We start from the raw sequence: 25,148 nt of genomic DNA on the forward strand, positions 1-25,148 counted from the left end.
CGGGAATGAACAAGACTAACGAAACTGAGCGAGCTTATTTAGCCTCAAAAGGTAGAACTCTCCAGAATTAGGGGGCCAGCCCGTTACATTTTTAGCTATTTTTTTTGTCAAATAGTGATTCTCAGGTCCGTTGCTCTGACACGAAGGGTTGTAAAGGCGCAAGTTCCAACATTTTTGTGCTCGTAGGTTTAGAAAAAGGGTGTCCAATCGTCATGGGAATATGACGAGGACACCCTTTTTTGTCGTTTGTGAAGGTAGGGGGTTCCGCAGATCAGCGGAAATCAATTATGCGCGGATGCACCAGTGCACCGATGCGCGGATGCACCAGTGCACCGATGCGCGGATGCACTGGTGCACGTATATGCTCCTTGCATAGACGCAATCGTGCGCCGGTATCGCACTAGCTTCACACAAGCCCCACACAAGCCCCATACAAGCTCCGCACTAGCTCCGCACTAGCTCCGCACCTATACGGGCAACACGTTAAACCAAGCCGAACTCGCGTCCGACTTTGAGCAGCGCTTGGCGCGCGAACTCCAGGTCGTCGGCCGTGTGCGAGGCGGTGATGATGAAGCGTACGCGGCCTTTGTCGGCGGCGACCGTCGGGAAGACGATGCCTGGAGCGAATACGCCTTCCTCAAGTAGCCTTGCTGCAAAGGCCATCGTCCGGGCGGAATCGCCGATAACGATTGGGATGATCGGCGTTTCGCTGGCGCCGGTGTCAAAGCCGTCCGCTTGCAGCTGCGAACGGAAAGCATTCGCTGATGCCCACATCCGCTCACCAAGCTCGGGACTTGTCCGCAGCACACGAATTGCTTCCAGACAGCTGGCAGCAACGGCCGGTGTCTGGGAGGTGCTGAACAGGAACGGGCGCGCTTTGTGAATGAGATATTCCTTCAGCTCGCGGCTGCCGGCAACGTAACCGCCGACTACACCGACGGCTTTGGACAGCGTGCCGATCTGGATATGCACCCGGCCGTGCAGGCCAAAATGATCCGTTGTACCTTTGCCGCAATGGCCAAGTACACCGCTGGCATGAGCATCGTCGATACAGACGATGGCATCGTAACGTTCCGCCAGCTCTACGATCTGCGGCATTGGCGCGATGTCGCCGTCCATGCTGAACACGCCGTCGGTGACGATGAAGCGTGACCGATAGCTGGACGCACCACGCAGAGCTTCTTCCAGGCTGTCCATATCTTTATGCTTGTAAATCTTGCGCGTTGCCTTGGTCAATCGAATGCCGTCGATGATGCTGGCATGGTTCAGTTCGTCGCTGATGACGACGTCTTCCGCGCCGAGCAGCGTACCGAAAACGCCCTGATTTGTCGTAAAGCCGGACTGGAACACGAGCGCGGCTTCCGTTCCTTTGAATGCGGCGAGCTCTTGCTCCAGCTGATCGTGAATGTCCATCGTACCGGAGATTGTGCGGACGGATCCAGCTCCAACGCCGTATTTTTGCGTAGCTTCGATGGCTGCTTGTTTCAGTCGGGGGTGGTCGGTCAAGCCGAGATAGTTGTTCGACGCCATCTGCAGCACGCGCCGTCCGCCCATTTCCATCCACGATCCCGAGCCGCTCTCCCATATGGCGGGCAGCCGGTACCGTCCCTGCTGCTTCAACTGCTCCAGCTCTTCGCTGAGCCTCTCCAATCCTGCCATGCGATCCACTCCTTCTACCTAATGCTTAAACACAATTTTAGCGCATTGCCCTGAGCTCATCAGCTCGAATGCTTCCTCATAGCGGTCGAGTGTGAACGTGTGGTCAACCAGCGACGATAGGTCGATCCGTCCGGCGTCCAGCAGCCCTTTGATCTGGTGCCAGGTTTGGTACATTCTTCTTCCTGTAATGCCATATACCTGCAGCCCTTTGAAAATAATATGGCGTCCCAAATCGATAGGTACCGCCTTGGAGGGGATGCCCAGCAGGGACACGCGTCCAGCGTTTGACATCGCTTCCAACAAACTGTTGATCGCTTGAGGGCTGCCGGACATCTCCAGGCCAACCTCGATTCCGGCTCCTCCCGTGAGGCGTCGCAGCTCGGCAGCCATGTCTTTGCCAGGAGTAGGTTTCACGCATTCGTCGGCGCCAAGGGAAGCGGCCATGCCGAGTCGATAGTCATGCAAATCAACGGCAATGATGCGTCCAGCTCCAACGGCTTTGGCGACTTGGATTGCCATGAGGCCGATCGGGCCGCAGCCGATCACAGCTACAGAACGGCCGACGATATCACCGGAGAGTACCGTATGAACCGCATTGCCGAGCGGGTCCTGCAGGCAAGCTAGCTCATGGGGCATGGAGGGATCGTTATGAATAATGTTGACGGCCTTAGTTACGGCGTAATCGGCAAAACAACCCGGAGCACTAATGCCAAAGCTGCGCGTATTGGGGCAGACATGGGCGTTGCCGGAGCGGCATTGCTTGCAAGTGCCGCATACGATATGGCCCTCGGCCGATACATGATCCCCGGGAAGGATGCCTCTGACAGCGCTACCAACCTCATCCACGATGCCGGCGAACTCGTGGCCGAACACGTTTGGTGTGATTACATTTTGCTCCGCCCATTCGTCCCAGTGATAAATATGCATATCCGTGCCGCAAATCGAGCTTGCTTTGACGCGGATCCGCACCTCATCTGAGGCAATCGCGGGTATTGGGAGCTCCATCAACACGGCTCCTGCCTTGCGTTCGGCCTTCACGAGGCCAGTCATTCTGGTAGACATGCCGAATTCTCCTTTTGAGAAGTTATACATTATAACGAATATATGTTCACTATAAAGAACGCTTGTGTATGTAATATTATATTAGCGAGAGTGGTTTTGTAAACAACAAAAAGAGGCCCCGGAGGGACCTCAAATTGGACTGATTTTAGAACGGATAACGAATGACGCTTTGCAACTCGACTTCTTCTTCGGTCTCGTTGTGATAGGCATGGGATTGGTCAGCACTGAAACGGATGGCATCGCCGCAAGAGGCGGTGTACCATTCACTGCCAACGCGTAGGCGCAGCATGCCTTTGGTGACGGTGACATGTTCCTCAACGCCCTCATGATGAGGCTCGGCTTCATAAGCGCAGCCCGGTTGCATGAGGACACGGTAAATTTCAAAACGAGATTCGTCGGTATAAGGGAACAGCGGATAGCTAACATAACGCCCATCATCAGTAGCAATCGGACTGACATCCGCAGAGCGGATAAGCGAAACAAAGGAGCGATCCTCCTCAATGAGATCGGTGACGGACACCCGCAGACCGCTGGCAATTTTCCATAACACCGTAATGGTCGGATTGGAGTCCGCACGTTCGATCTGCGCTAGCATCGTTTTGCTGACGCTGGTCAGCTCCGACAGCTTGTCGAGACTATGGCCTCTGGATTTGCGGATTCTCTTGAGGTTGCGGGCAACTCGAAGTACCATCGTATCCATGAGACACCTCCGTGCAAAGTAATCCTTATTCTACCACGATGAAGCGGTGTCGCGTCAACGGTATCTTTATATAATGAGGGAAGCGAGTTTCCTCTCGGCTATCGTGCAGCTCGCCGCTGCTTTAGCTCCTCCAGAGTGGCGCGGATGGTGATGCAGAGCGCATCATGCAGCATGTTTTGGGGAAGCGTCGGCAGGCCCGGCTTGTCCAGAGCCATCTCTGTCGACGCCGGGAAATGGACAAAGCCGGCCAGAATATCCAAGTTGTTCTGCTGGATGTGGTGGAGCGCGGCGTACATAGTGTTGTTGCAAATGAATGTGCCTGCCGTATCGGAAATGGCCGACGGAATACAGGCCTGTCTCAGTTCCTGGACGATCCGGCGGATGGGAAGCGTGGAGAACAGCCCATCCGGGCCTTCGTCCATGATCGGCTCCTCTTGCGGACGGGCACCGGAATTATCGCCATATAGAGCTTCCGCAGGAACATCCATGATGTTGACGGCGATGCGCTCAGGAGTCACGGAAGTTCGCCCTGCAGCGAGTCCGCAGCAGATGACGGCGTCCGGCTTCAGCCGATCGATAGCTCCAGTGAGCCGATCACCGCATTCTATAAAGTTGACTGGCAATAGCAGCGGATGAATGACCGTTCCGGCAAAACTTTCCTCCTGAATGGAGGCCATCAACTGCTCGGTCGGATTGATTCGGCTTCCCCCGAAGGGCTCAAAACCGGTGACTAAAAGAACTGGCATAGATTCGACTCCTTTCCCAATTATTTCATTATCCCATGAACGTCGAGGGCATTCCAAGAGAAGCTGCCGAATAACGGTCTCCATGGCTTATCCGATTGCTCACACCTAAGAGAGGTTATACCTATAATAGAAATATGAACGGGCGGAAGGAGTGTCACGCCGATGAAAAGCGAGGAGCTAAAGTGGACCTGTCAGGACGGCGTCCACATTCATGGCCGCCGCTGGCTGCCGGATCAACAATCGATAAAGGCTGCAGTAGGCATCGTGCACGGTCTCGGGGAGCATAGCGGCGCTTATGATCATGTGGCGGAGTGGTTCACGGAACGCGGTTATGCCGTATTCGGCTTTGACCAGCGGGGTCATGGGCGGACGGAAGGCCGCAGGGGCGATTGTCCTGGTTACGGATCATTGCTGGAGCCAGTGGAGCTGCTGACGCAGGAAATGAAGAAGAGCTGTGGGGACGTGCCGCAGTTTCTATTCAGTCATAGTATGGGTGGGAATTTGACGCTTAACTATGTGCTTAGGCATGCTCCGCCGCTGGCAGGAGCTGTTGCTGCCGGACCGTGGCTTAAGCTTGCTGCTGCTCCGCCTCCTTTGCCGCTGCTGTGGGGGCGTCTTCAGGAAAAAATACGACGGGATTATCGTTATCCGCAAGCCAACATGCGCGGTACCTCCGACCCGGATATGCTGCGCCGATATAACGAGGACCCGCTGCGCCATGGACGGATTACGCTGCGCACGTTCAGCGGAGTGAGTCAGGCCGGCCGCTGGGCGCTGCGGCATGCTCATGAATTGAAGGTGCCGCTGCTGCTCATGCACGGTGATGCAGACCGCGTTACCTCTTGCCGGGCAAGCCGCAGCTTTGCCGCCCGCGCTGGCAGGCGCTGCACTTACCGCGAGTGGCCCGGCTTCCGGCATGAGTTGCATACGGAGGCTGGCCGACAGGAAGTGCTGGCCTATGCGCTGGATTGGATGGAGGAGCGTCGCGAGCTGGCGGAGTCTTGAAGCTCAGCAGGGTGTAGGCGAAGGAAGCCCTGAGGACAGCTGACGGTGTCTTAAGGCTGGATGAATGGATGGATGAACGCCCTGGAGGATTGCCTTCCGGGGTGTTTATTTATTTTAAGACAGCTCCAATGCTGACAGACTGTTGTCAGGGACTCTTTGTTATTCTAAATTTAGGATAAAAAGGAGGGCGATGGAGTGAAAGCGGAAACGTCAGGACAAACGATAGAGCTGTCGAATGGGAAAGTATGGGCTGTAGTATCGGGTGAAGAGGTCAAAGGTACGGTGTTAATGTTCCACGCGGCGATGGCCGACAGCAGCATGTGGGACAGCGCTGTTCCAGCACTGAACGGGGCAGGGTATCGGACCGTGCGCTTTGACATGCCTGGCATGGGGCAATCGGAACTCCCGTCTGGCGAGTACACCGTTTATGAAACGGCTAAGGAGATGCTCGACAAGCTCGCGATCGAACGAGTAGCGCTTGTCGGCGTGTCTGCGGGCAGCCACTGCGCGATGGAGTTCGCGATCGCTTATCCGGAGAGAACGGAGAAGCTTGTGCTGGTGAACGGCAGTGTTTTTGGCTCTGGGCTCGAGTATTCACAACAGATGCAGCAGGATGATGCCAAGTTCGCAGAGATAATCGAAACGGGCAATATAGCCGAGGCGGCTCGCGTGTGGACCGAGATGTGGTTGGACGGTCCGGGACAAGACGAATCTCGGGTGAATCCGGAAGTTCGACAAGCTTTTATCCGGTATATGGAAGAGCGCTTACCTAGCATGATGACTTATCGTTACCCGAATATGATGACGGATTTAATTGAGCGTCTGCCGGAGCTTAAAATTCCAGTGGTGAGCCTATCCGGTGCATTAGACTATTCCGATACATTCCAGCTTCTTCCTCTGCTAGAACAGGGTATTCGAGACTGGAGAGGAGTTACGCTGGCAGACTCCGCGCACTTCCCGATGCTGGATGATCCCGATAATCTGAACCGGGAAATGATTGCTTTTTTGAACGAATAGCCTTACCCGTCATGCCGTCTTACACTGCCACATAGACTTTAGGCAGAGGAGGCGGCTTTATCTATGAAGACAAGCATCATCATCCTCACACATAACCAATTGGAGTACACGCTTCGCTGTCTGGACAGCATCAACCGCCATACGGAGGACTACGAGCTGATTCTCGTCGACAACGGCTCAACGGACGGGACGGCGGAGCTGCTGCTCAAAAGCTCTTTCAAGACGGTACTTAATCCGGGCAATGAAGGTTTTGCTAAGGGCTGCAATCAGGGGCTGGCACTGGCGGAAGGTGATACCGTCCTATTTCTGAATAATGACGTCGTGGTCACTCCGGGCTGGCTGACGGCGATGCATCGGCTGCTGGAGAACGAGCCTTTATGCGGGATGGTCGGGCCTGTCTCGAACTATGTGAGCGGTCCCCAGCAAGTACATGCCGGATACGGTCCAGGGCTAGCGGGATTGGAGGCTTTCGCGGCCGAGCGCTCGCAAATTTGGCATGGCCACTTCTGGGAGATGCCAAGGCTGGTCGGCTTTTGCCTGCTGCTGCGGCGATCACTAGCGCTGGAACTAGGCGGTTTCGATGAACGGTATGGGCTTGGCAACTACGAGGATGACGATTTATGCATGAGGGTGCGCAATGGAGGCTGGCGCCTGCTGACGGCATGCGATTCTTTTATTCATCATTACGGCCATGTGACGATGAATTCGTTGGAAGAGTTTGACCTGCCGATGCTGCTAGAGCGCAATAAAGCGATTGCCAACGCCAAATGGGGCGAGGATCTCGTGGAATTGCTGTACCGCAGAGTGCCAACGCTCAGTTGCTCGATCGGAACCGGTGATGATGCTAATGAGGCAAGTTTGAACCAGACTTTGAACAGCATAAAAGGATTTGCGGATGAAATCATGCTCATCCATCACGGAAGCGACAACAGCTGGGAGACAGTGTGGCGTGCCGGACAGCAGCGGGATATCAAAACGGTGCGCACGAGCCAGCGCGGCGAGCCCGCCGCTGCGGAGGCTGCAATTCGCCAATCTGGGCGCGAATATGCACTGTGGCTGCGCGCCGGCGAGGAGCTTTTGCCGGAAGAGGGACGCCGATTCCTGACGCTGCGCCGGAAGCTTCCTGCTGGAACGGCGCTTGTATCGCTGCAATTATCGAGTGGCGGAAGCGCAGTGCGGATGGCGCTTGTCGCGGCGATGCCCGTATGGGATCCGAGGGCTGGTGGATACGCGGTGGCAGCTGCCGCGAGCAGCAGCGGAGCTGTGGAGGCACCAATCATGCTTTCCGTATCGAGCTCTAGGGAGGGGCTGCCATGAGTTGGATGAGACCGACAAGCGGCGAGCCGGCTAGCGTACTTCGGCCGGGGGTCACCTTTGAGACAAAATGTTACGAGCAGGATTGGCAGCAGTTGCTGTTGTCCGACCGGCTGCGTCGAGCCATCGAATTCCATGCGTATCCGTTTGCTGAACGGATTTTGTACATTAATAACGTGGAGCGGCCCGAACTGGTGAGTCAGCACGCGCAGAAGCTCGTGGATACGGGTGTTCTAACGTCTTACGTCGTGGTGGAGGAACATAGCGAAGAAGCGCTGCGCTTTTTCGGCTTGAGCCGAGAGGACTTCCAGGGCGGCTACTGGTATTCCATTGCGGAGCTAGTGAGCATCTACCTGTGTCGTACGGAATATCTGCTGCATTACGCGGGAGATTGTATGTTAGAAAATGCAGCAAAATGGGTGGAGCCTGCGCTTGAACGAATGCGGTTGCAGCCTTCCATCGTCTGCGCCAACCCCGTGCCGAACGGCTGGTTTGAGGATGCGCGGCGGGAAGCGATGCTTACTCGTGGAGACTTCCACTATGGTTATGGCTTTTCCGATCAGTGTTATCTGATTCGCACAATGGATTTCCGAGCAAGGATTTATGGCGAAAAGCACCCTGCATCGGAGCGTTATCCGGCCTATGGCGGGCAACTTTTCGAAAAACGGGTAGACGCGTGGATGCGCTGCTCGGGCCTGCTGCGTCTGACTTGGCGGCATGACTGCTATTGGCATCGCAGTGTTCGTAATCCCGTTTCGCAAGATCTGTTGAAGATTTCGGGTTTAATGAAGGGTCTGGATGTTGATGGGAGTACAGAGAGGCTGGGTCTTAAGAAGAGGCTGAGCCTTGCGGAAAATCTCGGCCTTGCGGAACGGCTTTTTTCTATGGGGAATCCGAGTCTAACAGAGGGTATCAAAGAAACGGGCGTTTCGAATCTCGAGGAGGGCGTCAATAGAATGGATGGTCCGAATCTTGTGAAGTCTCTAAATCTTGCAGAGCCTGCGCTTGCTTGTTATCAAGCTGGGGTTCGAGCAATGGAGGAGAATGATTACGATACGGCGATCCTTTGGCTTCAGCTTGCCGTGAGTGCCAGATCTCGTGAGCAGCAGGCGGGACGAGAACCAGATCCGGGCTTGAAATGGCTGCCGCAGCTGCAACTAGCCGTCTGTTATGATCGCCTTGGAAAAACGCAAAAGGCCTGGCTAAGCAATGAAGCAGCCTCGGTGCATGCACCTCATGGACAACCGAGCATTGCCTCTAACCGGATTTATTTGCGTGATCGGCGGCTGTCTGAGGCAGCGGGAAAAGGGCCGCTGTATAAAAAGGCCGTAGACGGAAGCGGAGCAGGCAACTCTAGTGGTTCTGGGGAGCTACTGTTATCGGTGTTGATTCCAACGCTGCCAGATCGGAGCGCCGCTATGGGCTCAATGATGGAGGAGCTTCAGGCACAGATGCTCGGACTTCCCGTGGAGCTGCTCGTGCTTACAGACAACCGCAAGCGGACGACCGGTGCGAAGCGCAACTCGCTGCTGAAGCAAGCTCAGGGGCGATTTATCGTTTTTATTGATGATGATGACCGGATCACAGAGGATTATGTGCATAGGCTTCTGGAGCAGATCGAACGCGAGCCGGATGCGGACTGTATCGTATTCGACGTCATGGTCCATTCGGGCGGCAAGCCGCTGCGTCCATGCAAATATGGCACGGAATATCAGTACGGGATGGATGCCAACTTCTATTACCGCAAGCCTAACCATCTGATGGCTTATCGCAGGGAGATTGCGCAGCGCCATCATTTTGCCGATGTTAGCTTCGGTGAAGACGATGAGTGGGCTGGTAGGGCGAGTGCTGATGTGAAGCGCCAGCTGCGGATCGATGCGGTCCTATACCATTATGATTGGGAAATCAGGCCTCAATCCTGGTATGGAGGCTCTTAGCGGCAAGTTGGATGGGACGGGGAAGTTGGATAGTTGGATAGTTGGATAGTTGGATAGTTGGATAGTTGGATAGTTGGATAGTTGGAAAAAGGAAAAGGAATAGGAAAAGGAATAGGAAAAGGAATAGGAATAGAAGGAAAAGGCATCAAAGGGAAGGTACCAGTGGGGGAAGGCATCAGAGGGAATAGGCATCGGTGGGAAAAGGCATCAAAGCGTAGCGGCCGGAGTGGCTGCAACGCATTGATGCCTTTTTGGTATTGAACCTCCATCGCATTGCAGGCCCTGCTGTTTTGGACAGGGGATGTGCGCGGCGGAGGCATGCGATAGTGGAGTGCGATGGAGATAGGTTCCGGAGGTGGAATTAGGATACCAATAAGCGGATAAGGGTATCCGTTCCATACTCACTTCATTACTGCTATGTAGCAATTGTTACTGCTCCCGGGCAGATGGGTGGTCACCAGTGGAGTAAGCAAGTAGCTTTTGCTACTTGGTGAGAGCAGCTGCGGCGCCGGGAGGAGCAAGCAAGTAGCTTTTGCTACTTGGTGCGGGCTGATGCGGCGCCGGGAGGAGCAAGCAAGTAGCTTTTGCTACTTGGTGCGGGCTGATGCGGCGCCGGGAGGAGCAAGCAAGTAGCTTTTGCTACTTGGTGCAGGCTGCTGCGGCGCCGGGAGTAGCAAGCAAGTAGCTTTTGCTACTTGGTGCAGGCTGTGGCGGCGCTGGGAGTAGCAAGCAAGTAGCTTTTGCTACTTGGTGCGGGCTGATGCGGCGCCGGGAGTAGCAAGCAAGTAGCTTTTGCTACTTGGTAAGAGCTGCTGCGGCGCCGGGAGTAGCAAGCAAGTAGCTTTTGCTACTTGGTGAGAGCTTCAGCGAAGCCAGAGGAGCAAGCAAGTAGCTTTTGCTACTTGGAGCGTGCTGCTGCGGCGCCGGGAGAATAAGCAAGTAGCTTTTGTTACTTGGAGCGTGCTTCTGTGGCGGCAGTTGGAGCAACCCAGTAGCTTTTGCTACTTGGTGCGGGTTGTCCGGGCTGAGCGCGCTGCACAGGTTATCTGTGCAGCGCGCAACCCCGCGCGTTAGCGGCTATAATGCTCCCGCAGCAACGGATAACTCGCCAGAAGCATCTCCATAACGGGGCCGGAGCCATTCGGAGCGGCAACGCCAAGACCGGCTGAATGACCGAAGCTGAACGACGGGCAGCGGGCAGATAGCTCCTGCCACCATTGCCAAACGCCAAAATCCCCGATTCTCATTTCCGTATCGTGAATGAGTAGCAGCCCGCCTGGTGCCAACTTGGGCATCCAGACTTCACAGTCATGCCGCACAGCCTCGTAGGTGTGCAGTCCGTCCACATGTAAAATATCGATCGAGCCGTCCGGATACTGCAAGCTCGCATCGTCAAATGTATTACGGTTCAGGAGGGCGTGGGGAAAGCGCTCCGCCACCCGGCTGACCATCGAGAATACATTTTCGTCGTAATGACCAGAATGAGCATCCCCCTCCCATGTATCCACCGCGTGCAGCTGCGTTCCTTTCAGAGACAGATCCTTGGCCGCCTGGCAAAAGCTGAAAAATGAACTGCCATAATGGGTGCCCAGCTCCACAACCAGAGGAGGACGAGTGTTGGCTACGAGATCATAGCCGAAGCGAACATGCCCCCGCCAAGCGGATTCGCTTTCGAACAGGGGAGAGATAAGGTTCATTTCAAAGACAGGATTATAAAATGTCCACGTTTCAGTCATGCGCATCAGCCTCCTTGGTCCAGCTGCAGTGCCAATCTTCTCTATGATATGAATGGAACCTTCTATTATGAAAGGACAAGCATTGAATGGTGTGTTTTTATAACGAAGGACGGTTCAGTTGACTAACGGTTAAGCTCATTAATTTAAATACGGCGGAAAAAAGCCAGAGTCTGGTTATTACCAGTAGGGTATTAATAAGTCTGGAGATCAATTCGAGGAGGCAGCGACAGCAATGATCAAAATCGTGCTTGTCCGCCATGGACAAAGTCAGTACAACGAGCAGAACCGATTCACGGGATGGACCGATGTGGATCTGACGAAGCAAGGGAGGGAGGAAGCTCGCAGGGCGGGGGAGATTTTGCTAACTAATAAGTTTGTATTCGATGTCGCTTATACTTCTGTGCTGAAAAGGGCGATCCGCACCCTGTGGATCATTCAGGACGAGATGAGCCTGTTGTGGATTCCGACCGACAAGTCATGGATGCTTAATGAGCGGCACTACGGCGCGCTGCAAGGGCTGAACAAGCAAGAGACCGCTGAGAAATATGGAGAGGATCAAGTTCAGCTATGGAGGCGTTCTGTCAGCGTAAGGCCACCGGTGATGGATAAGTCGGATTCGCGCTACGAGGGCGCAGACCCCAGGTACAAGGACGTAGTCGATTCAGTACCCGTCACGGAAAATCTGGATGATACGGAGCAGCGAGTGCTGGCCTACTGGAAAGAGAAGGTGGAGCCTTCTCTGCATGAGAATCGGCGCGTCCTAATCGTGGCTCATGGCAATACAATTCGGGCGCTTGTCCGATATTTGGACGATATTCCGGGAGATGGAATTGCAACGCTGAGCATCCCTACTGGCACACCTTTAGTTTATGAGCTGGATGAGCAATTGAAACCTATACGCCATTACTATTTGGAGGAAAATAAGCGCAAGGTCCACGACGCGGTGGAAGCTGCCGAGGGCGCTCCGGACGTTCGATCGGAATAAGGGGCAGGCCGGGCGAGGGCCTGACATCGTTCTTGTATAACGCTTCGCTGAACTATTGCGCTGCTCCATACTTGGAATGCCGCTTTGGCTCGTTTAGCCAGTCATGCTTTAATTGACGAATGTGGAAAAGGGACTTAAACTAATTTTACTGACTTTTCATCCTTTGAATGATTCGCGGAAACAAGATTTAACCTCAATAAATAAGGGAAAAGGGGATCTGAGATGAGTAAAAAAATCTTGGCAACAGCGCTTCTGTCGCTGACGCTGATCGCGGCGGGTTGCGGCGCCAAAACAACGACGAACGATGGAGGTGCGGCAAGTCCTGCTCCGTCCGGCGGAGCGGCTGAGGGCGGCAAAAACTACACGATCGCCATCTCGCAAATTGTTGAGCACCCGTCTCTGGATGCGACGCGCGACGGTTTCCTGGCCGCGCTGAAGGACGCCGGGATCGAAGAAGGTAAAAACCTGAAGGTCGAATTTGACTCCGCTCAGGATGATCAAAGTAACAATTTGTCCATTGCCCAGAAAATAGCTGGCGGAGATGCTGATCTTGCACTTGGTATCGCGACACCTTCGGCTCAGGCGCTTGTTGAAAATGTGAAGAAAATTCCAGTTCTGTTCGCGGCAGTCACAGATCCAGTGGCCTCCAATATCGTGACGAGTCTGGACAAGCCGGGCGGCAATGTGACAGGAGCTTCCGACACCAATCCTGCCGCTGTCGTTCAGCTGATGGATTTCATCGCATCCGATTTTCCTAAAGTAAAAACGGTCGGCATGGTCATCAATGAGGGTGAGTCCAACGCCGTTGTCATGGCTGATAATGCCGAGCAGGCACTTTCCAAGCATGGCATCAAGTTGGTCAAAGCTCCAGTGACTAACACCTCCGAGGTGAAGCAGGCTGCTGAATCTCTCATTGGCAAAGCCGATGCGCTGTTCATCGCGCTGGACAACAGGGTTGTCAGCGGCTCGGATGCTATCATCGAGGTGGCCAACGCGAACAAGATTCCTTTCTTCTCCAGTGATCGCGATACAGTGGAAAAAGGCGCTTTTGCCACGGTCGGCTTTAAATATTATGATCATGGTTATCAAGTCGGTCAAATGGCTGCCGAAGTATTAAAGGACGGCAAAAATCCAGGGGATATGCCGGTCAAAATGCAAGAGAAGCTCGATCTGATCCTGAACCTTAAATCCGCAGAGGCGCAGGGAATTACCGTTACAGACGCAATGAAAGGCCAAGTCAAGGACGCGGCTGCGAATATTATTCAATAAGAGGTGTTTTTGCTGTGATGATCATGTCCCTCACCTCCTTCAATGGAGCGATTGAGCTTGGTCTTATCTATGCCTTGATGGCACTCGGGGTTTACATCACGTACCGCATTCTAGACTTTCCCGATCTGACCGTAGACGGCAGCTTCACGACCGGAGCCGGTATCTCTGTTATTATGATCGGCCAAGGTTATCCGGCTTTGATCGCTACATTGGCAGGTATGGCAGGGGGCATGATTGCCGGAGCCTGCACAGGATTGTTGCATACAAAGGGCAAAATCAACGGCCTGCTGGCCGGTATTCTGATGATGATCGCTCTTTATTCCATCAATTTAAGGATTATGGATAAGCCTAACTTGCCGGTCAAGGTGCAAGAAGGCCTGTTCGGCGGCATCGTCCGTTCCGATGGATTCTCGCTTGGCGGTGTATCCTGGCTGTACGCTGCCGTGCTGGTTGTAGTTATTCTGTTCGTCTGGCAGCTTCTGGTCGCGTTTTTTAATACCGATATGGGACTGAGCCTCCGGGCGACCGGCGACAACAAACGCATGATCCGCAGCTTTGGCGGCAATACCGACCGCACGACTATTATCGGCGTGAGCTTGTCCAATGGTCTTGTAGCTCTGTCGGGAGCGCTTATTGCGCAGGACGCCGGTTTTGCCGACATTAGCATGGGTATTGGCATGATCGTGATCGGACTTGCTTCGGTCATTATTGGTGAAGCTATTTTCGGCTCAAGGGGCATTCTCGTCACGACGCTGGCAGTTATCGTCGGCGCCGTTGTGTACCGGGTCGTCATCGCGGCGGCTTTGCATGCTGAATTCTTAAACCTTAAGACATCGGATCTGAAGCTGATCACAGCGGCCATCGTCATTGTGGCGCTTGTTGTGCCAACCGTGAATAGATCGCTCAAGCAGAAGCGGCAGGCGCGTCGCCGCACGGCCGAGCTGGCCGGCGTCGTTCCTGGAAAGGGGGAGCTATAAATGCTCAGAATCCAATCCGCATCCAAGCTTTTTAATCCCGGTACCGTTGATGAAAAGATCGCTCTGATGAACATCAACCTCAATCTCAACAAAGGGGACTTCGTTACCGTCATCGGCAGCAACGGAGCCGGCAAGTCGACGATAATGAATCTGATCTCCGGCGTTATGAAGCCAGATCTTGGCAGCGTCTTTATCGCTGGATCGGATATTACCGACCTGTCCGAAGCGAAGCGCAGCCGCTGGATCGGCCGTGTGTTCCAAGATCCGATGGCTGGTACGGCTCCCAATATGACCATCGAAGAGAATTTGGCGATGGCCTACAATCGTGGCAAGCCCCGCGGCTTCGGCTGGGCGGTGACAGCCCGCCGTCGTAAGCTGTTCCGCGAACAGCTAGAGAAGCTCGGCATCGGGCTGGAAAACCGGCTGCGCGCCAAAGTCGGCCTGTTGTCTGGCGGCGAGCGGCAGGCGCTCAGCTTGCTGATGGCGACGTTTACGGAGCCGGATATTTTGCTGCTGGATGAACATACCGCAGCGCTTGACCCGGCCCGGGCAGAGCTGATTACCCGCCTCACCGAGAGCCTGGTGCGCGAGATGAACCTGACCACGCTGATGGTCACCCATAACATGGAGCAGGCAATTCGTCTCGGCAATCGCCTGATCATGATGGACAAGGGCCGTATCATTCTCGATATCCCGGAGAGCCGCAAACAAGGGCTCACCGTTCAACAGCTGCTCGGCGAGTTCGAGCAGATTAGCGGCCAGAAGCTGGCCGATGATCGACTGGTGCTCGGCTAGAGCGAGCTGGAAACTTTATAGTAAGTTTTAGTCCGCTTCCCGAATGGGGGAGCGGGCTTTTTTTCGACTAGCGCATAGATGGCAGAGCTGAGTCGGGGCAAGTCATTAGCCGCGGTCAGGCTTGAGCAATGTCTGAAAGCGGTAGCGCTGTCATCGTGTGCGGAATCAAGGATATGTCAGCCCTTGCCTGTACTGAAGCGACTTTCAGTGTAAGTTGAGTTATAATTAGACATATTTTATTGCCAATGAAGTTTGGCGTATCGAACTAGGAGTGAATGACTATGAACAAAAAGCCGATTCTAGGCATTGTTGTACCTTGTTACAATGAGGTAGAGGTTTTGGAGCTGACGGTTGTTGAGCTCGACGCCGTACTGGAAGGAATGGAAAAGGAAGGAATCATTTCTACGGAGAGCTTCATTATGTTCGTAAATGATGGCAGTCGGGACGGCACATGGCAGTTGATTGCCAGCCTGAAGGAACGCTACCGCAGAGTATCTGGCCTGAATATGGCCGGCAATGTCGGCCATCAGAACGCATTACTAGGCGGCCTGATGAACGCGAAGCGTCATGCGGACTGCCTTGTGTCCATCGATGCAGACCTTCAGGATGATGTAAGGGTCATCCGCGACATGGTGCTTCGCTACCAGGAGGGCTGTGACATCGTTTACGGTGTGCGCAGCAGCCGCCAGCGGGATACTTGGTTCAAGCGGACGACTGCGCAGGGTTTTTATAAAGTTATGGAGGGACTCGGCCTGCGTATCGTGAACAACCACGCGGATTATCGGTTGATGAGCCGACGTTCGTTGGACGAGCTGGCGAGGTTCACTGAGGTGAATCTTTTTCTGCGCGGTATCGTGCCTATGCTCGGTTTCCAGACTGGAATCGTTTATTATGAGCGACTGGAGCGGGCGGCGGGAGAGTCCAAATACCCGCTCAAAAAGATGATCAGCTTCGCGCTGGAGGGTATCACTTCACTATCGGTCAAGCCGATCCGAATGGTTACGGCAGCCGGTTTTATCGTTTTCGCTGTTAGTATCATCATGGCTCTTTACGGGATTGTCTCTAATGTGATGGGCAATGCCGTCAGCGGCTGGTCTTCACTGATCGTCTCCATGTGGTTCATCGGCGGTGTGCAGCTATTGTCAGTTGGCCTTATCGGTGAATACATCGGCAAAATCTACCGTGAGGTCAAACGACGTCCTCTCTACATTGTGGAAAGAGAGCTTGCACCAGGTGTACGCCGGGACAAGGGGGCACAACCCGGTGCAGAAGAAGAGGCTGGGCAGGATAATCAGCCAGAGGATGCTCTCCATGCTCTGTACTAGGAGGAATCGCGTATGAGAGACCGGCTGAGACTAGAATATATTGCAGGAGCCGGGGCAGCTGGTATTTTGATTTGGCTGCTGTTCACGAGCCCGTTTGTCGGCATGGCCGACAACGGGGATTTCCTGCGTGTAATGATGACGGCGGGCTTGGACTACAATCCAGCTTCAGTTACATATGAGGATCGTTTTTTCGGCTGGGCGAACTCCGTTTTCGCTTATGACAATATCCGAGGGGTCTATATTACGTCACAACTGATTCCGGTTTTTGTCGCGCGGACGTTCGGCTGGCTGTATGATGGGTCGCTGTTCAATATTCGCTTCCTCGGAGCGGTGTATGGAGCGCTGTTAGTGGCCGCTATCTTTATGATAGTGCGGTCCGGCAGGGGGATTAGCTTGGGCGCGGCGTTCACGCTTGGCGCCGGAATGTTATTCTTTTTTCTTGATATACATTATGTGGCTTACTTCAACTCCTTCTTTGCGGAGCCATTGTCGCTGGTGTTTCTGCTGCTCACGGTTGGTGCTGGGGTGAGGCTGTCTCAACAGGAGAAGCCCACGATTGGAGCGGCGAATTTCTTTTTCTTCTGTATCTTCATGCTCGTCTGCAGCAAGCTGCAAAATACCCCGCTTGGCATTGTCATGGGGCTGTACTGCTTGAGACTTCTCCCGCTCCGCTGGGATAAGGCTTGGAGGCGCTGCGTAATATGGGGCTGCTCCATGCTGTTTCTGCTGTCGACTTTGCTCTATCTTTTTGCCCCGGACGGGCTCAAGCAAATTAATCTTTACCAGACCGTCTTTTTCGGCATTTTGAACAAGTCGCCCGATGTGAAAGGCGATCTGCAGGATCTTGGCCTTCCGGAGAAGCTGGCGGTCAATGCTGGCACGAATTATTTTCAGAGCGATGCTCCAATTAAGCAGGATGCCCCGGAAATGCAGGGGGACTTCTATGACCGCATGTCTCACGGCAAGGTGATGCTCTATTACGTGACGCATCCGCAGCGGCTGATGGGGCTGCTCGAACGGGCTGTGGAATACGGCGTGAATATGAGGATCGGCTATCTTGGCAACTATGAGAAGGCGGAAGGTCAGCCGCCGCTAACACTGAGTAACAATTATAGCGCTTGGAGCACGTTTAAGGCGAAGTACATGCCGAGCTCGCTGTTGTTCCTGGTTTTGTTTTACCTGGTCTATTACGCGGTTTGCGTGATGGAGTGGCTGCGCAGCCGCAGCACGGCCTCGCGTATAACGGCGGAGATGCTCATGCTGATTGGTTTTGTCGGATTGTTCTCCTTAGTCGTTCCAGTGATGGGGGACGGCATGGCGGACATCAATAAACATTTGTTCCTGTACAGCGCCGCGTTCGACATGATGCTGCTGGCTTCGGCCGCATGGCTGGTCCATCGGATCGGTGTTATTATCAGCTCTCGTAGGAGCAGTCGCAGCGCTTATGGCTCTTATCGGTTTTAGGTTGGAGTGTCCCATGACATATGAATCATTCCAAGAGCAAGGGGTATAGGCAGAGCAAGTTGCACAGAGACAGAGCCAGGCACCTAATAGCGAAAGCTACTAGGTACCTGGCTCTGTTTACTATTTGGACGCCGAGTGTTCTCAGCTTGTTGAATGGAGAGAAATATCACGCATTACAGCAGCAGTGAAAGGGATCATTTGTGCAATCTGCTCTCGTGCCCTAATGTAACCGCCCGATGCTCGCTCCGGTGCGCAGCTTGTAGGCCATCAACGCCATTTCGAGGCCGATGCGCTTGTGCGGCTCAAGGAAAGGCTCACCAATCAGCTCGGTCAACCGCTCCATGCGGTTGTAAAGTGTCTGACGGTGGATGAACAGACGGCGCGCCGTTTCATGTTTAGAACCGAAACATTTGAGGTACATGTCCAGCGTCTCCAGCAGCTGCTGGCGGGACTCTTTTTCCTGCTGGAGAATCTCCCCAAGATGATCCTGTATAAAAGCATCCAGCAGCGCCGCATCGGGAATCGCCTGCAGAAGCTGGTAAGCGCCGAGTTGGTTATAAAAAACGATCGGCCCAAGCTCCGGCACGCGCCTGGAAATTTCCAGCGCTTGCGCGGCTTCGCGAAAAGCGGCTGGCGTCTCCAGCAGCGCTTCGCGAGGCTTGCCGGCGGCGGCGCGCAGCCGCAGCCCTTCGAGCTGCTCGCCGCAGAAGCGCAGCAGATCCTCCAGCAGGCTGTGCGCGCCAGCCAACAGCCGCTCGCCGGCTACCGCTGGCGCGCCGTCAGCATGCAGCAGCAACTGAATGCTGCTGCTGGATCGCTGATGCAGGCTGCCGCGCAGCCTGTGCTTGCGGATCAGCGTGCGAAGCAGCACTGGCAGGTCGCGCGAGGCGCCTTCCAGCCGTTCGCCGATGTCCTCCGGCCCTTGGCTCTCCAGCTCCAGCGCGATGGCTAGCGCCGCTCCTTTGCGGTCAGCTCCGAAGCGGGCGGGCAGCCCGGCCAGCGAGCGAGCTTGATCCTCGCTGCGTACCCGTCCCTCCAGCAGCTCAGGAATCAGCTGATCCTGGCGGCGTGACTCATGCTCGCGGCTGAATTGCGTGCGAAGCGTCAGGGCAGCTGCAGCCGATGCGGCTGACTCCAGGTAGGGAGAGAGCGCAGCGGCATCGCTCTCGTCCTCCGCGAGCAGCCCCACTGCGGCCAGCAGCTGACCGTAGCAGAGCACCGGCCTGAGTAGAAGCAGTCCGTTTTCCAGCTGCAGGGCCAGCTCGCTGCGGCCATCGCCGAAACGTCCTTCTCGCTCCATTTCGCGGAAAGGCAGCTCGGCCAGCATCAGTTGTTCCGGCCCCGAGGTCAAATGCGGATGTTGTCGGTCCGGTTCCAGCAGCGAATAATACACCGTCTGACGACGGGTATCCCCATGCAACAGCCGCAGTACGGAGGAAACGTCGCTATGCTGAAGCGTCAGCTGTTGAAGTCGGCGAGCAAAGCTGTCGGCCAGATCCTGGTGAACTCGGCGGCGGTTGATGATGAGCGAGTGGATGTCCTGCGTAATTTCAGAAAAGCGCACAGGATGATCAAACACGATGACGGGGAAGTCATGCGCCTCGGCAAGCTCAAGCACTTCCGAGGGCACTTCCTCAATGCTGGTACCAATTTCCAGAATGAGGCCGGCGGCCTCTTGCAGAATCAGCTGGCGTAAATAATCGAGCCGATCTTGCTGGGACTGTTTGAGCCACAGCCCAGTGGTAAGAATAAGGTCATAACGGCTAATAAAAGGGGCGATCTGCACGATCTCGATAACATGCACCCAGCCGACCGGGCGGTTCAGCCCTCGGTTGCCCGCAGCTAGCCGCGCTTCCTGGAACAGCGGACGGTGCAGGATGTCCCCAATTTGCAGTTCCGTAGGATTCAAGGAGGGACAACACCTTTCTGCATGGCATATATGGAAGTAAAAGTAGCAGAGTGATGTCAGCTATCGGCAAGAAGTCGAGCCCAAAGGCGGAAAATATCGACAACGTGTAAGATGCCGACCGGAGCACTCTCACGTAACATAGGAAATATAGAATATACCCATTATAGACGAGGTGGCTGTCCCATGATAATCGGAATCCCTAAAGAAATCAAAAATAACGAAAACCGTATAGCTTTGACGCCCATGGGGGCTGCGGAGTTTATCCGTGCTGGACACAGCGTACTAATCGAGCGTGGAGCGGGAGAAGAGAGCGGTTTTGCCGATGCCCAGTACGAAGCCGCGGGAGCCGTCATCGTAGCAGAGGCAGCCGAGGTATGGGGCAAAAGCGAGATGATCATGAAGGTGAAGGAGCCGCTGCCTTCCGAGTATGGTTACTTCCGCGATGGACTGCTGCTGTTCGCTTATTTGCATCTGGCGGCGGAGCCGGAGCTTGCAGAGGCGCTGCGTGCGTCCGGTGTGACTGGAGTCGCTTATGAGACGATTCGGGTAAATGGCGCGCTGCCGCTGCTCGCCCCGATGAGCGAGGTTGCTGGCAGGATGGCGGTCCAGGTTGGAGCTCAAATGCTGGAGAAAGCCCGCGGCGGCAAAGGTATTTTACTATCCGGAGTAACCGGCGTGAAACGCGGCAAAGTAACGATCATCGGCGCAGGCATCGCGGGCACGAGTTCGGTGCAGCTGGCGGTTGGCCTTGGAGCCGAGGTGACTGTGCTGGATACGAACACGAACCGTTTGCGGGAGCTGGCACTCGTTTTTGGTAATCGACTGCAGACGCTGCAATCGACCTCGCATAACATTGCGGAGTCAGTGCGCGAGTCGGATCTGGTCATCTCAACCGTGCTGATTCCAGGTGGTAAAGCACCGAAGCTGGTGACGGAGGAAATGGTGCGCTCGATGGAAAAAGGTTCCGTCATCGTCGATGTAGCCATCGACCAAGGCGGCAGCGTAGAAACAATCGACCGCATCACGACGCATGATGATCCGGTATTCGAAAAGCATGGCGTTCTGCATTACGCCGTGGCCAACATTCCAGGCGCCGTTCCGTATACCTCAACGATGGCGCTTACCAATGCCACGCTGCCCTTCGCTTTGCAGCTGGCCAAGCTGGGCGCCGCCGAGGCGATCCGTACCCAAGCAGCGATCCGTGAAGGTGTCAACACGATGAGCGGCTATGTAACTTACGAGGCGGTAGCCCGCGATCTAGGTTATACGCATAAGCCAGTGGCGGAGCTGATCTAGCCAGAAGCTATAAGTAATTAAGCTGCATTAGCAAGACGGGAGGAGACTGAGCCAAGCTCAGCTTCCTCCCGTCTTTTGTGTGAATGCTTCTATCGCATCGCTTTCAATACTATGGAACTCATCGCGCCTTCGCTTACAGCTCGCTCCGGCCATATAGCTAAGCTTCCACAACCGCGCCTGTCTTTGTCTGTATGCGAGTGGCTTCCTCCTGGCGAGCGAATTTCGGCAGTGTTAAGGCATAGACCAGGCAAGTCAGGAACAGCAGGCCGGCAACAAACAAGTGAAGGCCGAGCAGCGTAAAAGCGGACGGATAAAGCCACGCGATCAGGCCAAGCATAAGCGTTTGCCCAGCCATTTTGACGGGATCGAGCCAAGCGGACACCCTCCCCATCATGCTAGGTTCGACGAGCTTGGGCAGCCATCCGCCGATAGCCATATCAAGCGGAGCCATGATGCAGGCCGTAATGAAAGTTACCATCAGATAGACCCAAGGTGAAGAAGCGAAGCCCAGCATGGTGACGCAGCATCCGATTAACAGCAGGCAGACGATCAGGATTTGGTATAGCTTGAATTTTTCCAGCAGCTTGGCGCCCAGAACGCTGCCGATTATTAATCCTGCGCCGAGAAACAGCGAGTAAAGCGAAACAAAAAACGCATAGTTAGTTGGAGCTAGCTCATATTTCATAGTCAGCATCGGAAGCATGGTGAAGGAGCCGCCGATCAGGCCGAACAGAACGAAACCGCTAATTAGGGACAAGAGGAGCTTGCTGCTGAGAATATAGTGGAATCCGCCTCGAAAATCTCCCCAGACGACCTTCATGTTAAGCGCGGAAAACGAAGTGCTTCCGTTCGGCAGCCTGACTTCAACCGGTACGCTAACGGATCGCACCAACAGTGCCGTAATGAGGAAGCCGAGCGCATCAATCGTTAAAGCCCCGAGCACCCCGACCGCATAATAAACAACAGCTCCGAGTCCAGTACCGAACAAGGTGAACACTCCGATGGCGGTTTGATTGAGGCCGGATGCTTGTACATATTGGTCTTCTCTCAATAACCCCTGGATCATAGCGTTCTCAGCTGGAAAATAAAACTTAGTCACCGCGCTGCGTAGAAACAGAAGCAGGAAAACAATCGGGATCCATACCTTTGCAGCCAAGGCGGCCAGTATCAGGATCGAGAGCACGGCTCGAATCCAACCGGTATTCTCAGCAATCCGCTTGCGGTCGAAGCGGTCGGCAAAAACGCCGATGAAAAGGAACACAACAATTGTCGGCGCCGAATATAACATTTCGGCAATAGATGCATAGGCTGGTTGACTAGTGAAGCGGTCCAACAGATAAAAAGCGAATGCCATCGTACCGATCGTAGAGGCAAGCTGCGAGCAAACAGTAGCAATAAATAGCCGGGTAAAGATGCGGTTCCGAAACAAATCTATCATCGCTTTTTAGACCATCCTTTTAACTAAGTTGGTAATTTATACCTTAATTATAGAATGGTTTGCGGAGGTGCTTAAGGGGCGCGGGGTTGAGATTGATATCCAACTGAAGTCGGCCGACCATCTCATCCTACAGAAGGAGTTGAGCCACTCATCTCTCTCAAGCAGACTTAGATAATTCCCAATAACTCATGGATATGGAAAAAGAACCAATTCTGGATAACCGACCAGATCCACATTATAAAATATCCGGCTGGATCTAAATCGATCAAAAGGTTCAGCGGCTCCCGGCACTATTCGAAAGCTTATAATTCCAGCTGTTAAGCCCCTGTTTTGGAAGGAATATTGAGCGGTTGTAATTTCCGTAAGACTAAATCGGATTAATTCGCTGGGGCGAATCACCGTGGGGAGACGGGAACTTGTGGATGAATCTAAATTGAGAGGAATAATTGTAGATGCGTTCCGGAGTTCAAATAACGATGCCGCATTAATATCAATCGACGGATCGTCACTTGAAGAAGGATCGGAGCAGACTAGTTGAGTGATGATGACCAGCAAAATAAATAGTACGAGAACAATGCCCATGCTTGTTCCATTAAAACCGCTAATCTCTGCGCTCTTAGAATTCATAATAATATCCTCCATTGATATGTTCTACTAACCATCATATGGAGATGAGAGACTAGACGGTCCGGCTAATGTCCGATCTGGGAGAAATAAAGTTAGCTGCCTTCCTTGTCATTTTCATGGCAAGGAAGGCAGCTAACTTTTTATCCACTAGCTTCTACCCTTATGCGATTCTACTTCGCATCCTCTAGCAGATGCTCTCCGGCGATGCCGGGAGAGGTCATCGCATACGGATTGAGAATTTCCGTCATTTCCTCCGCTGTCAGCAGGCCGCGCTCCAGAATAAGTTCGCCGATTGTAATGCCTGTGCGCAGAGCCTCTTTGACCAATTGAGCGGCGACCTCATACCCCAGATGCGGGTTAAGTGCGGTCACGATGCCGAAGGAGTTGGCTACATAGCTTTCGCAGCGCTCGCGGTTCGCTTCCATGCCCTCAACCGCATGTCTGAGGAACACATCCACGCCATTGTGCAAAATTTTGAGCGATTGCAGCAAGTTAAAGGCGATGACCGGCCCCATAACATTAAGCTCGAACTGTCCGGCCTCACAAGCCATGCAGATCGTATGGTCATTCCCCATGACCTGGAACGAAACCTGATTGACCACCTCGGCCATAACGGGATTCACTTTGCCCGGCATGATGGAGGAGCCTGGCTGACGAGGTGGCAGCGACAGCTCACCCAGCCCTACGCGTGGGCCGGAGGCCATCATGCGGATATCGTTGCAGATTTTGGAAAGATTGACGGCGCATACTTTGAGCGAGGCAGACAACTCTGTGTATGCATCGCTGTTTTGCGTGGCGTCAACGAGATCTTCCGCCGCCACGATGGGCAGGTTGAGCTGCTGCTGCAGATGGCCGATGACGGATGTGATATACTCCGGCTTGGCGTTTAGCCCGGTACCAACTGCAGTCGCGCCCATATTGACCGTCAAGGCGTGGTTAGCTGCACTGCGAATGCGACCAATGTCGCGGCCGAGCACGGCGGCGTAAGCGCCGAATTCCTGACCCATGCGGATCGGCACGGCATCCTGCAGATGCGTCCGGCCCATTTTAATCACATCGTCGAACTGGTCTCGCTTGGCAAGGAAACCGTCTCGCAGTGCTTGAATCGCCGTCAGCACGTTCTGAGTGAGTGAATAAGCCGCGATACGCAAAGCGGTTGGAATCGCGTCATTGGTCGATTGCGACATATTCACATGATTGTTCGGATTACAGTGGAAATAATCGCCTTTGGTATGGCCCAGCAACTCAAGCGCACGGTTGGCGAGCACCTCGTTCATATTCATGTTAATGGACGTTCCCGCGCCGCCCTGGATGCTGTCAACGATGAATTGGTCTAACAGCTTGCCTTCGATAACCTCATCGGCTGCTTGCACAATGGCTTCGCCGATCGGAGTTGTCAGCAGATGGACGTCCATATTGGCCTTTGCGGCGGCTTTTTTTACATGGGCCAAGGCGACCAGCAGCTCGCGATGGATACTCACACCGGTGATCGGGAAATTTTCGACCGCGCGAAGCGTCTGGATGCCGTAATATGCGCTCTCAGGGACTTCTTTTTCACCAAGAAAATCATGCTCGAGTCTAAATGCCATTGTCCTCATCCCTTCTGTGAATCCAATCTCGTTTTAGAGCGCTTGCATACAATATACCAATTAGGAGATGAACAGGCTATGATCGAAGCCGGCAAAGATTCTATCATCTCCTCCTATCGCCCGTCAAATGCTCCCCCGCGAAGCCCGAAACGATCGGCTATTGCCCGTTGTTAGTAGCAGAGCGAACGGAGAATGGGGCGAGCTGACTTTACACATAAACGCATAAAAATACGATTCGCCCCTTTCCAGTTGCGCCGATGATTTGAGCCGACAAGGTGAAAATGGTCATGCGAATTAG

General features: G+C 54.1%; 21 protein-coding genes. 11 read left to right on the plus strand and 10 right to left on the minus strand.

Annotated features, from left to right (window positions below; translation table 11 throughout):
* Nucleotides 1–483 precede the first annotated feature (483 nt).
* The 4 genes from CGZ75_RS20715 to CGZ75_RS20730 all read right to left on the minus strand — a co-directional run bounded on the left by CGZ75_RS20715 (nt 484) and on the right by CGZ75_RS20730 (nt 4,167).
* Nucleotides 484–1,659 (minus strand): glycine C-acetyltransferase, encoded by a 1,176-nt coding sequence (locus CGZ75_RS20715; RefSeq protein WP_089526174.1) that lies wholly within the window; start codon nt 1,657–1,659, stop codon nt 484–486.
* An 18-nt stretch (nt 1,660–1,677) separates the two neighbouring features.
* Nucleotides 1,678–2,721 carry an L-threonine 3-dehydrogenase gene (tdh, locus tag CGZ75_RS20720; protein WP_089526175.1) on the minus strand — a complete coding sequence of 348 codons (1,044 nt, stop codon included), beginning with the start codon at nt 2,719–2,721 and terminating at the stop codon, nt 1,678–1,680.
* A 145-nt stretch (nt 2,722–2,866) separates the two neighbouring features.
* Entirely contained in the window at nt 2,867–3,421 is a 555-nt protein-coding gene (locus CGZ75_RS20725) for a helix-turn-helix domain-containing protein (RefSeq protein ID WP_089526176.1), read from the minus strand.
* A 98-nt stretch (nt 3,422–3,519) separates the two neighbouring features.
* Complete coding sequence (locus tag CGZ75_RS20730) at nt 3,520–4,167, minus strand: pyroglutamyl-peptidase I (RefSeq protein ID WP_089526177.1); 648 nt, start codon at nt 4,165–4,167, stop codon at nt 3,520–3,522.
* A gap of 162 nt (nt 4,168–4,329) precedes the next feature.
* On the opposite strand from CGZ75_RS20730, the gene CGZ75_RS20735 reads away from it, so the two are divergent.
* From CGZ75_RS20735 to CGZ75_RS26085, 4 genes are all read left to right on the plus strand, one after another.
* Complete coding sequence (locus CGZ75_RS20735; RefSeq protein WP_089526178.1) at nt 4,330–5,172, plus strand: alpha/beta hydrolase; 843 nt, start codon at nt 4,330–4,332, stop codon at nt 5,170–5,172.
* Between the two features lie 195 nt (nt 5,173–5,367).
* Nucleotides 5,368–6,189 (plus strand): alpha/beta fold hydrolase, encoded by an 822-nt coding sequence (locus tag CGZ75_RS20740; RefSeq protein ID WP_089526179.1) that lies wholly within the window; start codon nt 5,368–5,370, stop codon nt 6,187–6,189.
* A 63-nt stretch (nt 6,190–6,252) separates the two neighbouring features.
* Nucleotides 6,253–7,506 (plus strand): glycosyltransferase family 2 protein, encoded by a 1,254-nt coding sequence (locus CGZ75_RS20745; RefSeq protein WP_089526180.1) that lies wholly within the window; start codon nt 6,253–6,255, stop codon nt 7,504–7,506.
* Nucleotides 7,503–9,440, plus strand: a complete 1,938-nt coding sequence (locus CGZ75_RS26085; RefSeq protein WP_245851007.1) for a glycosyltransferase family 2 protein — start codon at nt 7,503–7,505, stop codon at nt 9,438–9,440. The genes CGZ75_RS20745 and CGZ75_RS26085 overlap by 4 nt, the downstream gene beginning before the upstream one ends.
* A 795-nt stretch (nt 9,441–10,235) precedes the next feature.
* Here CGZ75_RS26085 and CGZ75_RS24815 read toward each other — a convergent pair.
* Together CGZ75_RS24815 and CGZ75_RS20755 are read right to left on the minus strand one after the other, a co-directional pair.
* On the minus strand, nt 10,236–10,427 hold the full coding sequence (locus CGZ75_RS24815) for a hypothetical protein (protein WP_141136850.1): 192 nt from the start codon (nt 10,425–10,427) through the stop codon (nt 10,236–10,238).
* An 83-nt stretch (nt 10,428–10,510) separates the two neighbouring features.
* Entirely contained in the window at nt 10,511–11,176 is a 666-nt protein-coding gene (locus tag CGZ75_RS20755) for a class I SAM-dependent methyltransferase (protein ID WP_176444942.1), read from the minus strand.
* Nucleotides 11,177–11,408: 232 nt separating this feature from the next.
* Here CGZ75_RS20755 and gpmA point away from each other — a divergent pair, with 232 nt between their 5' ends.
* The 6 genes from gpmA to wsfD all read left to right on the plus strand — a co-directional run bounded on the left by gpmA (nt 11,409) and on the right by wsfD (nt 17,991).
* A complete protein-coding gene (gpmA, locus tag CGZ75_RS20760; protein ID WP_089526182.1) occupies nt 11,409–12,161 on the plus strand; it encodes a 2,3-diphosphoglycerate-dependent phosphoglycerate mutase in 753 nt (250 codons plus the stop codon).
* Nucleotides 12,162–12,383: 222 nt separating this feature from the next.
* Nucleotides 12,384–13,430, plus strand: a complete 1,047-nt coding sequence (locus CGZ75_RS20765) for an ABC transporter substrate-binding protein (protein WP_089526183.1) — start codon at nt 12,384–12,386, stop codon at nt 13,428–13,430.
* A gap of 17 nt (nt 13,431–13,447) precedes the next feature.
* Entirely contained in the window at nt 13,448–14,407 is a 960-nt protein-coding gene (locus CGZ75_RS20770; RefSeq protein ID WP_089526184.1) for an ABC transporter permease, read from the plus strand.
* Entirely contained in the window at nt 14,408–15,202 is a 795-nt protein-coding gene (locus CGZ75_RS20775) for an ABC transporter ATP-binding protein (protein WP_089526185.1), read from the plus strand.
* Between the two features lie 281 nt (nt 15,203–15,483).
* A complete protein-coding gene (locus CGZ75_RS20780; protein ID WP_089526186.1) occupies nt 15,484–16,527 on the plus strand; it encodes a glycosyltransferase family 2 protein in 1,044 nt (347 codons plus the stop codon).
* Between the two features lie 12 nt (nt 16,528–16,539).
* A complete protein-coding gene (gene wsfD / locus CGZ75_RS20785; RefSeq protein WP_089526187.1) occupies nt 16,540–17,991 on the plus strand; it encodes a glycan biosynthesis hexose transferase WsfD in 1,452 nt (483 codons plus the stop codon).
* 220 nt (nt 17,992–18,211) lie between these two features.
* On the opposite strand, the gene CGZ75_RS20790 is transcribed toward wsfD, so the two are convergent.
* Entirely contained in the window at nt 18,212–19,900 is a 1,689-nt protein-coding gene (locus CGZ75_RS20790) for a PucR family transcriptional regulator (protein WP_089526188.1), read from the minus strand.
* 183 nt (nt 19,901–20,083) lie between these two features.
* On the opposite strand from CGZ75_RS20790, the gene ald reads away from it, so the two are divergent.
* Entirely contained in the window at nt 20,084–21,196 is a 1,113-nt protein-coding gene (gene ald / locus CGZ75_RS20795) for an alanine dehydrogenase (RefSeq protein ID WP_089526189.1), read from the plus strand.
* Nucleotides 21,197–21,353: 157 nt separating this feature from the next.
* On the opposite strand, the gene CGZ75_RS20800 is transcribed toward ald, so the two are convergent.
* The 3 genes from CGZ75_RS20800 to aspA all read right to left on the minus strand — a co-directional run bounded on the left by CGZ75_RS20800 (nt 21,354) and on the right by aspA (nt 24,859).
* The gene (locus tag CGZ75_RS20800) at nt 21,354–22,634 is read right to left on the minus strand and encodes an MFS transporter (RefSeq protein ID WP_089526190.1); all 1,281 of its coding nucleotides are present in this window, start codon (nt 22,632–22,634) and stop codon (nt 21,354–21,356) included.
* Between the two features lie 186 nt (nt 22,635–22,820).
* On the minus strand, nt 22,821–23,261 hold the full coding sequence (locus CGZ75_RS20805; protein ID WP_089526191.1) for a hypothetical protein: 441 nt from the start codon (nt 23,259–23,261) through the stop codon (nt 22,821–22,823).
* Between the two features lie 170 nt (nt 23,262–23,431).
* Nucleotides 23,432–24,859, minus strand: a complete 1,428-nt coding sequence (gene aspA / locus CGZ75_RS20810) for an aspartate ammonia-lyase (protein ID WP_089526192.1) — start codon at nt 24,857–24,859, stop codon at nt 23,432–23,434.
* Nucleotides 24,860–25,148 lie beyond the last annotated feature (289 nt).

Origin of the sequence: Paenibacillus herberti (assembly GCF_002233675.1) — a bacterium.
Taxonomy (GTDB): Bacteria; Bacillota; Bacilli; order Paenibacillales; family Paenibacillaceae; genus Paenibacillus_O; species Paenibacillus_O herberti.